General features: G+C 72.9%; 9 protein-coding genes and 1 pseudogene. 6 read left to right on the top strand and 4 right to left on the bottom strand.

Going from position 1 to position 11,449, the window contains the following annotated elements; genetic code table 11:
• Nucleotides 1-198: 198 nt before the first annotated feature.
• Complete coding sequence (locus ACPYOM_RS17210; protein WP_481346903.1) at nucleotides 199-1,932, bottom strand: MDR family MFS transporter; 1,734 nt, start codon at nucleotides 1,930-1,932, stop codon at nucleotides 199-201.
• Nucleotide 1,933: 1 nt separating this feature from the next.
• Complete coding sequence (locus ACPYOM_RS17205; RefSeq protein WP_481346902.1) at nucleotides 1,934-2,467, bottom strand: MarR family winged helix-turn-helix transcriptional regulator; 534 nt, start codon at nucleotides 2,465-2,467, stop codon at nucleotides 1,934-1,936.
• Between the two features lie 253 nt (nucleotides 2,468-2,720).
• Here ACPYOM_RS17205 and ACPYOM_RS17200 point away from each other — a divergent pair, with 253 nt between their 5' ends.
• A complete protein-coding gene (locus tag ACPYOM_RS17200) occupies nucleotides 2,721-3,536 on the top strand; it encodes an ANTAR domain-containing protein (protein ID WP_481340660.1) in 816 nt (271 codons plus the stop codon).
• A gap of 171 nt (nucleotides 3,537-3,707) precedes the next feature.
• Here the strand turns inward: ACPYOM_RS17200 and ACPYOM_RS17195 are convergent, their stop codons facing one another.
• Nucleotides 3,708-4,496 carry a sigma-70 family RNA polymerase sigma factor gene (locus tag ACPYOM_RS17195; RefSeq protein WP_481340659.1) on the bottom strand — a complete coding sequence of 263 codons (789 nt, stop codon included), beginning with the start codon at nucleotides 4,494-4,496 and terminating at the stop codon, nucleotides 3,708-3,710.
• A gap of 332 nt (nucleotides 4,497-4,828) precedes the next feature.
• Complete coding sequence (locus tag ACPYOM_RS17190) at nucleotides 4,829-5,689, bottom strand: maleylpyruvate isomerase family mycothiol-dependent enzyme (RefSeq protein ID WP_481346900.1); 861 nt, start codon at nucleotides 5,687-5,689, stop codon at nucleotides 4,829-4,831.
• 26 nt (nucleotides 5,690-5,715) lie between these two features.
• Between ACPYOM_RS17190 and ACPYOM_RS17185 the strand changes: the two genes are divergently transcribed.
• The 5 genes and pseudogenes from ACPYOM_RS17185 to ACPYOM_RS17165 all read left to right on the top strand — a co-directional run.
• Complete coding sequence (locus ACPYOM_RS17185; RefSeq protein ID WP_481346899.1) at nucleotides 5,716-7,776, top strand: bifunctional copper resistance protein CopD/cytochrome c oxidase assembly protein; 2,061 nt, start codon at nucleotides 5,716-5,718, stop codon at nucleotides 7,774-7,776.
• Nucleotides 7,777-7,890: 114 nt separating this feature from the next.
• On the top strand, nucleotides 7,891-8,121 hold the full coding sequence (locus ACPYOM_RS17180) for a DUF6767 domain-containing protein (protein WP_481346898.1): 231 nt from the start codon (nucleotides 7,891-7,893) through the stop codon (nucleotides 8,119-8,121).
• 10 nt (nucleotides 8,122-8,131) lie between these two features.
• On the top strand, nucleotides 8,132-8,935 hold the full coding sequence (locus ACPYOM_RS17175; protein ID WP_481346897.1) for a carbon-nitrogen family hydrolase: 804 nt from the start codon (nucleotides 8,132-8,134) through the stop codon (nucleotides 8,933-8,935).
• Between the two features lie 158 nt (nucleotides 8,936-9,093).
• Entirely contained in the window at nucleotides 9,094-10,965 is a 1,872-nt protein-coding gene (locus tag ACPYOM_RS17170) for an NHL domain-containing thioredoxin family protein (protein WP_481346896.1), read from the top strand.
• 100 nt (nucleotides 10,966-11,065) lie between these two features.
• Nucleotides 11,066-11,449: pseudogene (locus ACPYOM_RS17165) on the top strand (hypothetical protein); the annotation flags it as partial.

The following is an 11,449-nucleotide window of genomic DNA, read 5'->3' as shown; positions in this document are numbered from 1 at the left end:
CCCCCCCCCCCCCCCCCCCCCTCTCTCCAAACAACACGCCGCCCCCCCAGATTACTACGCGTCTCGTGGGCTCGGAGATGTGTATAAGAGACAGCCCCTCGCCGGCAACACACCGAGCAGCTGCCAACGCCCCCAGGAATACCTGAAGGGCGTTGGCAGCTGCTCGGTGTGTTGCCGGCGAGGGGCGGGCTCTGGGGGTCAGTGGCCGGCTGCGGCCACCGGGGCCACCTCCGCGTCACCCTTCTGGCCGCCCGGCTGCCCCGGCTTGGGCCCGAGGTCGACGTGCGGCAGGAAGAACGTCGCGATGACGGCGAGCACCATGACGGCCGCCGCCGCGAGGAACACGACCGACATCGAGTCGGCGAACCCGACGAGGAACGGCCGGGCCAGGCGCGGGTCCAGGTGCTGGATGAACGAGCTGTCCTGCAGCGCGGCACCGCCCGCCCCGAAACCGGCACCGGACTGCTGGGCGGCGTGCAGCTGCTCGACGAACTGCTTGTTGACCGCAGGGTCGCCGCCGGTGGGGTTGCGCAGCGCCGCCTGGAACGTCGGCGTCGGCGCGATCCGCCCGAACGCCTCGCCGATCTTCGTGCCGGCCTGGGCGAAGAGGATGGACAGGAAGACGGCGGTGCCGAGCGTGCCACCGATCTGCCGGGTGAAGGTCGCGGACGACGTGGCCACCCCCATGTCGCGGCGGTCCACGGCGTTCTGGATCGCCAGGGTCAGCGGCTGGAAGTTGAAGCCGAGGCCCAGGCCGAAGAAGAACATCCCGACCATGACCATCCACAGCGCGGTGTCGGCGGTGACGTAGTGGAACCCGAGGAGCGCCAGGACGAGCAGGATGGCTCCGATGATCGGGAAGTGGCGGTAGCGGCCGGTGCGGGAGATGAGCTGGCCGGAGATCACCGAGCCGCTCATGATGCCGAGCGTCATCGGCAGCAGCATCAGGCCGGCCTGCGTCGGACTCGCGCCCTGGACGATCTGGAGGTAGAGCGGCAGGGAGGCGAGCCCACCGAACATGCCCATGCCGATGAAGACCGACGCGATCGAGCCGGCGCCCACGGTGCGGTTGCGGAAGAGGCGCAGCGGCAGCAGTGCCTCCTCACCCATGGCCCGCTCGACGAGGAAGAACGCGACGAGCCCGACGAGGCCGATGCCGTAGCAGAGGACGGACGTGCCCGATCCCCAGCCCCACTCGCGGCCCTGCTCGGCGACGATGAGGAGCGGGACGAGCGCGACGGCGAGCGTCACGGCGCCCCAGTAGTCGATGCGGTGGTCGAGGCGGTGGTGGCGCAGGTGCAGGGTGCGGGTCACGACGATGAGCGCGGCCACGGCGATCGGGACGTTGACGAGGAAGACCCACCGCCACCCGGTGACGCCGAGGAGGGTGTCCTGACCGGCGAAGAAGCCGCCGATGACGGGGCCGAGCACGCTCGAGGTGCCGAACACGGCCAGGAAGTACCCCTGGTACTTGGCGCGCTCGCGCGGCGGCACGATGTCACCGATGATCGCCAGGGACAGGGAGAACAGGCCACCGGCGCCGATGCCCTGGACGGCGCGGAAGGCGGCGAGCGACGGGATCGACCACGCCAGCGTGCAGAGCATCGAGCCGATCGTGAAGATCGAGATGGCGAAGAGGAAGAACTTCTTGCGCCCATAGATGTCGGACAGCTTGCCGTAGAGCGGCGTCGCGATCGTCGAGGTGATGAGGTACGCGGTGGTGACCCAGGCCTGGCCGGCGAGGTCCTTGAGGTCGTCGGCGATGACCCGCATGGCGCTCGCGACGATCGTCTGGTCGAGCGCGGCGAGGAACATCCCCATCATCAGGCCGACGAGGATCGTCACGATCTCACGGTGCGCCAGCGGCGGGTGCTCGGTGGCCCGCACCGGGCTGTTCGCCGCTCCCGACGGACCCGTGGTGGTGTCGGACATGTCAGTCCTTCCTGTTGTGTCGGTCGGCCGGGCCGTCCGATGACGTGGTGGCGGCGAAGGGCATGGGCGGAACGGCCGCGCCCCGGGCACGCAGGTTGGTGTCGAGCGCGTCGGCGAGCTCGTGCAGGTCGGTGACGAAGGTGGCGACGCGGGCCCCGTCCCAGGCCTGCAGGAGTCCCTGGAACCAGGAGGACCTGCTCTCGAGGATGTGGTCCAGGACGGTGCGTCCCTCGTCGGTCATCGACACGACGAGCGCCCGACCGTCGTTCGGGTCGGCCGTCTTGGCCAGCAGGCCGGTCGTGACGAGCGCGCTCACCTGGCGGCTCACGGTCGACACGTCGTTGTGCAGCATCGTGGCGAGGTCGGAGATCCGAACGGGGTCGGAGGACCGGGCGACGACGAACAGCACGGGGTAGACGGACGCGTCGACGCCGTCGTGGAGGCGCGGCGCGGTGTGCTTGGCCGCGACGAGCAGCTTCTGCACGCGGAGCAACGCCATGAAGACGGCGTTCGCGTCCTCCCTGCCGACGGTCACGACGGTCGCCCCGAATTGCTTGTTTGCACCAAGCAAGTATTGGACCGCGCGCTCCCGCTGTCAAACGCCGGAGCGGCGGGCGAGGACGCGGGGTCACCGGGAGTGGCGGGGCGGGTGGCCGGTCGGGTGCCCGGCCGCGATCCGCATGTGGTTGTCTGTGCATGCGCCTCGGGGGAGATGCCAAGATGTCTGCGCCGTCGCCGTGTTCGAAAGGGAGCACGGTGCGACGGATCCCGACCCCTCAGGAAGTGCCATGCCCGCCGACGACCTCGCCGACGTTCCCGTCGACCCACCGACTCCGGGCGCGTCCGCGAGCGACCTGCCCGTGCCCGATGCCTCCGTCACGGCCACGACGGCGCAGGACGCGACGATCCAGGACGCGTTCCACGGGCTCTCGGCACTCATCTACTCGGGGGCCGACGCCGGCTCGATCCACCACGCCCTCGTCCACGCGGCCGTGCGTCTGGTCGACGGCTGTGACCGGGCCTCGCTGCTCATGCGCTCGCACGACCGCTACCTGACGGCGGCCTCGACCGACGACATCGCCCGACGGATCGACCAGATCGAGCTCGAGCTCGGCGAGGGCCCGTGCGTCGACGCCATCCTCGACGAGGCCTACCAGCACGACCCCGACCTCACGAACGCGACGACGCCCTGGCCCCGCTTCACCGAGCGGATCGTCGCCGAGACGCCGGTGCGCTCGGCCATCGGGTACCGGCTGCTCCTCGAGGGCGACAAGGTCGGCGCGCTCAACCTCTTCTCCGACACCCCGGGCGGCCTGACCCGCGCGTCGGCGGACGTCGGTGCCGTCATCGCCTCGTTCGCGTCGGTGGCGCTCATGGCCATCCGGGCGCGGGAGGAGGCCGCGACCCTGCGTCAGGGCCTGCACAGCAACCGCGAGATCGGCAAGGCCGTCGGCCTGCTCATGGCGGCCCACCACATCAGCGGCGACGCCGCGTTCGAGCTGCTGCGCCGGACGTCCCAGGAGCTCAACATGAAGCTCGCGCACGTCGCGACGCAGGTCATCCAGGGCCAGGAGTCGCAGTTCCCGGTGCCGCCGAAGAGCTGACCCCCGACGGGCCGGGGCGCCGAGCGCCACGCACCGGTCGACGCGTCCGCACGAACCGGACGCGTCGACCGTGGTGGGCGACGGGCGGGACCGTTGGGTCGGCGCCCGCGCACTGGGTGCCGAGGCAGGAGGGCGCGAACTCCACGCCCGGACGCCTCCGCCCCCCTGCTCTCAGGCGCTCGCGACGCCTTCGGCGTCGAGCTGGCGGCGCAGGGACTCCAGGATCCGGCGCAGCAGGCGGCTGACCTGCATGGCAGACAGGCCCATCGACTCGGCGATCTCGGCCTGGGTCATGTCGTCGACGAAGCGGCGCTCGATGATCTCCTGCTCGCGGGCGGGCAGCCGCAGGATGGCCGACCGGACGACGATCGAGTCGTCGAGGGCCGGGTCGTCGCCGAGGTCGCCGCGGGCGTCGAGGAGGTCGAGGACCGGCCGCCCGCCCTCGCTCGTCGTCACGTCGAGCGAGGCGGGCCGCAGGTTCGACGCCGCGACCTGGGCCTCCTTGACCGACTCGACGGGAATGGCGAGCTCCTCGGCGAGCTCGTCGGGGTCGGGGTCGTGGCCGAGGACCTGCTCGAGACGCGAGCGGGTGTCGGTGACGAGCTGGCGACGCTCCTGCAGCTCGCGCGGCGGCCGGACGAGCCAGCCGTAGTCGCGGAAGTAGCGACGCAGCTCGCCGGTGATGGTGGGCGTGGCGTAGGCACCGAACTCGGTGGTCTTGTCGAGGTCGAAGCGCTGCACCGCCTTGAGCAGGGCGAGGAACGCGACCTGCTCGAGGTCCTCGCGGTCCAGACCCTTGCCCGAGTAGCGGTGGGCGAGCGACCGGGCGAGGGGCATGTGCAGCCTCGTGACGGCCTCGAGCGCCTCGTTGCGCTCGGACTCGGAGTCCGAGGTGCGGAAGGTGGTGATCAGCTCTCGCGTACGTGCGTCCTTGCGCGGACCAACCGTGATGTCGGTCATGGCAATCCTCCATGGGAAGTCCCCGAAGCGGCGCTGGCTTGACCGGCTGCCTCGACGTTAAGCCCTTGTCCAACGTTTGGCAAGGGCGGGTCGGGTGGTCGGCTGCGGTCCGGCGGCGGACGGAGGGTCCCCTCGGGAGCTGGCATCGCGACGGATCATGCACTGCGAGAACGCAGCCCGACGTTCGAGCGACGGTCGGAGACCCCTCGGAGGACGTCCGGACGCTGCCCGGGTTCGGCGTCGCTTTCCCCGGGGCACCACCCCCGCGCGAGGTCCCTGTCCAACGTTGGGCACGGGTCGAGCGTTTGCCACCCTGGCGGCCCCGGGGTGGGTCAGTGCGTCAGGACGAGCGCCTGGAGGACGCGGCGCGCGATGGCCTCGTCGCCGTGGACCGAGAAGCGCAGGTCGTCGACCTCACGGCGCCCGGCGGCGCGCCGGGTCAGGGCGTCGGTCGTCAGCTGGATCGACGTGACGTCGAGCTGCTCCTCCCCCTCGGCGCGGTGCTGGCCGCTGAAGAGCGCCTCGCCGAAGGGCCGCCCGTCCTCGCCCGTGCACACGCGGACCCCACCGCGGGCCTGCACCGGTCCGGTGACGTCGAGGACGACGGCGTGCCCCGGCTCGATGTCGGCCACCCGCGCCACCACGCGGGGCAGGGCGTCGAGGATCTCCTCGGTGAAGACGGCGGCGGCGGGGGAGTCGAGGTTGCCGGGGCGGTCGAGGGCGGCGCGGATGTCCTGCTCGTGGCACCACATGTCGACGATCCGCCGCCGCAGCTGCAGGCCGAACGTGGCCTCGGGGCCGAAGAACCCGCCGATGACGGTGTCGAGCTCGGCTCCGGAGGCGCGCAGCGCCGCCATCCGCCCGGGGTGGAACTCCGCCAGCTCGGCGACGACGTCACGCCCCGAGATGGCACGCCGGCTCTCGACGTCCTGCTCGACGACGCGGCCGAGGTCGTTGCGGATGTGCGGGTAGTCCGGTACGTCGACCCGCGAACGGCGCACGCCGGCGAAGGCCTTCTCGGCGCCCACGACGTGCGAGAACTGGTCCTTGACCGTCCAGCCGGGGCACTCGGTGTCGCGCTCGAAGTCCTCGTCGCGGCACGCGTACCCGAGATCGATGATCGACAGCACGGTCTGGTCGAACGCGTCGAGCAGGCCGTCGCGGTCGACAGGGGCGGCCGGGTGGATGGGCATGTCACCACACTACTTACCCTTGGAGCATGTCCGCCGTGCACCGAGAGCCGCCCGACCCCGCCCCCGCGGACCGGCTCTCGCGCCCCGCGTGGGCCGTCGCCGGCGCGCTCGTCGTCGGCCTGCTGGCGTCCGTCCTCGCGGCCCGCTCGACCGGCGCCGCGGCGCCGCTGCCGGGGGGTCTCGTCGATGCCGGCGCCGGGGTCCGGTGGGCCCTTCCGCTCGTCCGCGTCGTCCACGACGTCGCCGCCGCGTTGACACTGGGTGCCCTGCTCCTCGGCGCGACGATGGTTCCCGGCCGCACCTCCGCGGCTAGCGCGGCGCCCGACGAGCCGCGTCGCGCCGACGCCCTGCGCATCGCCGTGCCCGCGGCCTTCGTGTGGGCCGCCGCCGGCGTCGCCGGAGTGGTCCTCGGCCTCGCCGATGCCGCCGGTGTGCCGCTGTCCGACCCGGCCTTCGGCGGCCTGCTGCCCGAGGTGTGGTCGATCGAGTCGCTGCGCGTCGGCGTCATCAGCGCCTGCTGCGCCTTCCTCGTCGCCTCGGTCGCGGCCGTCGCCCGTTCGCGCGCCGTGACACTGGCCCTCGCCGCCGTGTCCACGTTCGGGGTCCTCGTCCTCGGCCTGGCCGGTCACGCGGGCGGGTCGGCCGACCACGAGACCGCGGTCAACTCCATCGCCGCGCACCTGCTGAGCGCGGCCGTCTGGGTCGGTGGCCTCCTCGCGCTGCTCGTCCTCTGGCACTCGCTCGGCGACGCCGTCGGCATCGTCGCCCGGCGGTACTCCACCGTCGCGCTGTGGTGCTTCGTGACCCTCGGGGTGTCCGGCGTGATGAACGCGACGGTGCGCCTCGGCTCCCTGTCCGACATCGCGACGCCGTACGGCGTCCTCCTCGTCGTCAAGACCGTCGCGTTCGTCGTCCTCGGCGCCGCCGGGGCCTGGCACCGGCGCGTGACGCTCGACCGCCTCGACGCCGCCGTGGCGGGCGCGTCGGGGGGGCTGCCGCGCGGGCGGCTCTTCGTGCGCCTGGCGGTGGGTGAGTCGCTCGTCATGGGCCTGGCGTTCGGCGTCGCCACGGCCCTGGCGCGCAGCCAGCCGCCGGTGCCCGAGACCGAGCCGAACCCCAGCATGGCCCTCGTCCTCACCGGGTTCCCGCCCCCGCCCGCGCCGACCGCGCTGTCGTGGGTCACGGCGTGGCGGGTCGAGTGGCTCTTCCTCGCCACCGCGCTGCTCGCCCTGGGGCTGTACGTGGCCGGCGTCGTGCGGCTGCGCCGTCGCGGTGACCGGTGGCCGGTGCTGCGCGTCGTGGCGTGGGTCGCCGGCTGGGCCCTGTTCGCCTACGCCACCAACGGCGTGCTCGGCATCTACGGCCGCGTCTCGTTCTCGTGGCACATGACGCTGCACATGATCGAGGCGATGGTCGTGCCGATCTTCCTCGTGCTCGGGGCCCCCGTGACCTTGGCGCTGCGCAGCCTGCGGCCGCGCCGCGACGGCACCCTCGGCCCGCGCGAGCTCGTCCTCGGCCTCGTGCACTCGCCGGTCCTCAAGGTCGTCGGCAACCCCGTCTTCGCGGCGGCCTTCTTCTTCTTCAGCCTCGTCGTCTTCTACTGGACCGGCCTGTTCGAGCTGGCGCTGACGACCCACACGGGGCACCTGCTCATGACCGCCCACTTCGTGCTCGCCGGGTACCTCTTCGCGTGGGTTCTCATCGGCATCGACCCGGGGCCGAAGCGGTGGAGCCCCGCCCTGCGGCTCATCGTCCTCTTCGCGACGATCGCGGCGCACGCCTTCTTCGGTGTCGCCATGATCACCGGCACGACCCTGCTCGGCGCGGACTTCTTCACGACGATCCGCCTCCCGTGGGTGCCCGACCCGCTCGCGGACCAGCGCTTCGGCGGCGGCGTCGCCTGGGCCATCGGCGAGCTGCCCAGCCTCGTGCTCGCCCTCGTCGTTGCGGCCCAGTGGTTCCGGTCCGACAAGGCGGAGTCCACGCGTCGCGACCGACGGGCCGACCGGGACGGCGACGCCGAGCTGGCCGCGTACAACGAGCGGCTCGCCGAGCTGGCCCGCCGCGACGAGCACACGCCGCGCTGAGCGGGCGTCGAGGACACCCGTCCGGTCGGCTCGGACCGGCGGCGGCCCCACGCGTCGCGTCCTGGGACACCGGTCTCTACTACGTCATGTAGTATGAGGTGGGAAGGAGTGGAGATGGCCCGAGTTCCCGTGCCGCAGTGCCCGATTCGCCTCGGCGAGCCGTGCACGCTCTGCGTCCCCGGCGCCACGGGCCCGCAGGACTGCGGGCTGGTGTGGCTGGTGCAGGACGACCCCGAGCTGCGCGAGGACCTCGCCCGCCGACGGTCCGGTCTCGCGGTGGCGCGCCGGGCCGAGCGGGTGCGCGCCCGGGGCAGCGGAGGGGCCACGCCCCGGACCGACGTGTGAGAGTGGACCCATGAAGGTCGCCCTCATCCAGCTCGCCTACGGTGACGACGAGTCCGTCGCCGACCGCACCGCGCGCGTCACGCGTCTCGTCCGCGAGCAGGAGGGCCACGACCTCGTCGTGCTGCCCGAGCTCTGGCCGGCCGGCGGCTTCGACTACCGGCACTGGGACGAGCGGGCCGAGGCGGTCGACGGCCCCGTCGCGACCGCCCTCGCGGACGCCGCCCGCGACGCCGGCGTGACCCTGCACGGCGGGTCGATCGTCGAACGCGGCCAGCCCCTCGCAGAGGGGGACCACGGGGTCTGGAACACGAGCCTCGTCTTCTCGCCGCACGGCGAGCTCGTCGCGGCGTACCGCAAGGTCCACCGGTTCGGCTTCGGTGACGGCGAGCCGCGGCTCATGGATGCCGGCGCCGACCTCGTCGTCGTCCCCGTCCCCGTCGCGGGTGGCGAGGAGGTGCCGGTCGGCCTGTCCACGTGCTACGACCTGCGCTTTCCCGAGCTGTACCGTCGCCTCGTCGGTGACGGTGCGCTCGCGTTCGTCGTGCCCGCCGCCTGGCCGATGCGACGCGTCGACCACTGGACGCTGCTCGGGCGGGCCCGCGCCGTCGAGGACCAGTGCGCCGTGCTCCAGTGCAACACCGCAGGGACCCATGCCGGTCACGAGATGGGGGGTCGCTCGCAGGCCGTCGACGCCACCGGCCGGGTCCTCGCCGAGGCCGGTGCGGGCGAGGAGGTCCTCAGCGTCGAGGTCGACATCGACGCCGTGCGGCAGTGGCGGGAGGACTTCCCGGTCCTCGCCGACCGCCGCCTCTGACCCGACGCGGCGCACGTGGGCGTGCACGTTGGCCGCAGGCAGCCGCGCTTGCTCCAGGAGTGGGCCGTGCAGCGCGCACTCCTGACGGAACACCGCACTCGTGGCCCGTTCCCGGACCGCCCGGGGAAGGCCGACCGGCCCGACGTATCGTCGCTGGGGTGAGCACCGTCCCCACCTCCTCCGCCTCTCCTCGAGCCCGCGTCAAGGTCCGCGCCCCGGAGCTCGTCGGTCGCGGCTGGCTCAACACCGGCGGGCGGAGCCTGTCCCTGGGCGACCTCCGCGGGCGGGTCGTCGTCCTCGACTTCTGGACCTTCTGCTGCGTCAACTGCCTCCACGTCCTCGACGAGCTGCGTCCGGTCGAGGAGCAGTACCCGGACGCCCTGACGATCGTCGGGGTCCACTCGCCGAAGTTCGAGCACGAGGCCGACCCGGACGCGCTCGCCGCCGCCGTCGAGCGGTACGCCGTGCACCACCCCGTCCTCGATGATCCCGAGCTGACGACGTGGGACGCCTACACGGCGCGGGCCTGGCCGACGCTCGTCGTCATCGACCCGGAGGGCTTCGTCGTCGCCTCGATGTCGGGGGAGGGCCACGGCCCGGGGCTGGCGGCCCTCGTCGGTGAGCTCGTCGAGGAGCATCGCGCCAAGGGCACGCTCCAGCCCGGTGACGACCCGTACGTGGCCCCGCCGCCGCCCGACACCGCGCTGCGCTTCCCCGGCAAGGCGGTCGCGCTGGCGGACGGTTCCTTCGTCGTGTCCGACACCGCCGGCCACGCCGTCGTGCACCTCGAGCCGGACCTCGAGACCGAGCGGGCCCGCTGGGGTGGCCCCGGTGTGCTGGCCGAGCCGCAGGGTGTCCTGCTCGCCACTCCCGAGGTCCGCGACCGCCTCGGGGTCGACCTTCTTGTCGCCGACTCGGTAGGCCACGCGCTCAAGGGGATCCGCGTCGCGGACGGCGCGGTCGTCACCCTCGCCGGCACCGGCCACCAGCTGCGCGAGCGCACCGGCGGCGGCCCCGCCCTCGGGCAGGCACTGTCGACCCCGTGGGACCTCGCGTGGTTCGAGGGACGCGTCGTCATCGCGATGGCCGGCACGCACCAGCTGTGGGCGTGGACCCCCGGCCACACCGTGGAGGAGGGCACCGTCGAGGTGCTCGGCGGCACGTCGAACGAGGGTCTCGTCGACGGGCCCGCGCCCGAGGCCTGGTTCGCCCAGCCCTCCGGCCTCGCCACGTCCGCCGACGGGGCGCGGCTCTGGGTCGCCGACTCCGAGACGTCGGCCCTGCGCTCGGTGGCGCGTGCCGCGGACGGGCCCCTGGCCGTAGAGACGCACGTCGGAACGGGGCTGTTCGACTTCGGGCACCGCGACGGCGACGCCTCCGAGGCGCTGCTGCAGCACCCCCTGGGAGTCACCGAGCTGCCCGACGGCTCGGTCGCCGTCAGCGACACCTACAACGGTGCGGTCCGCCGCTTCGACCCGGCGACGCGTCAGGTGTCGACGCTCACCCAGGGCCTCGCCGAGCCGAGTGACGCCGTCGTCGAGGTCGACCCCGACACCGGCGAGACGCGTCTGGTCGTCGTGGAGTCGGCGGCGCACCGGCTCGTCCGCGTGCCGCTTCCGGCGGAGGCGCAGCAGGTGCAGGGCCCGGCGCACCGCACGCAGCGCCCGTCGATCGCACTGCCCGCGGGCGAGGTGCACCTCGAGGTGAGCTTCGTGCCACCCACGGGGCAGAAGCTCGACCTCCGGTGGGGCGACCCGACGCGTCTGGACGTGTCCGCGACCCCGGACGCGCTCCTCGTCGAGGGTGCCGGCCGGACGCCGGGACTGACCCGCACCCTCGTGCTCCGGGACGGCGTCGGGTCCGGCACGCTCCACGTGTCGGTCCAGGCCGCCGCATGTGACGGGGACCCCGACACCGGCGAGGTGCCCGAGCACGCTGCCTGCCACCTGTTCCAGCAGGACTGGGGCATTCCGGTGGTGTTCGATGCGAACGCACCTGCCAGACTGGACCTCGACCTTCGCGGGGTGTAGCCCATCTGTGGGGAGGGCCGGCGACCGACAGCTGGACTCCCCCGGTCCGGAGACACGTTCCACTGCGACGCGTGAGTCGCCCTACGAGACAAGGGGTTCCGTGCCCACATCGTCCTCAGGCGGGTTCTTCAGGTCGCTCATCGCGACTCTGCTCGGGCTGCTCGCCGTCGTGCTGCTGCCGGTCGCGCTCGTCGCCTTCTGGGCCTCCACGACGCTCACCGACACCGACGCCTTCGCCCGCGAGCTCGGGCCCGTCGTCACCCAGCCCAAGGTGCAGGAGACCCTCGCGGACACCCTGACGACGGGAGTGCTCGACGCCATCGAGCTGCAACCGGTGGCCGAGCGCGCTCTGGAGCCGGTCATCCGGAGCGAGGCGACGAGGATCGTCGCGAGCCGCACGGTCGAGCGAGCGTGGACGGCGTCGATCCGCCAGGCGCACCAGCGGTTCGTCGCGATCATGCAGGGCCGGGCCCACACTCCCGTC

This window comes from Monashia sp. HAY1-2A (assembly GCF_056755315.1).
Note: the sequence above shows the minus strand (reverse complement) of the source record. Positions and strands in the feature narration are given on the sequence as shown.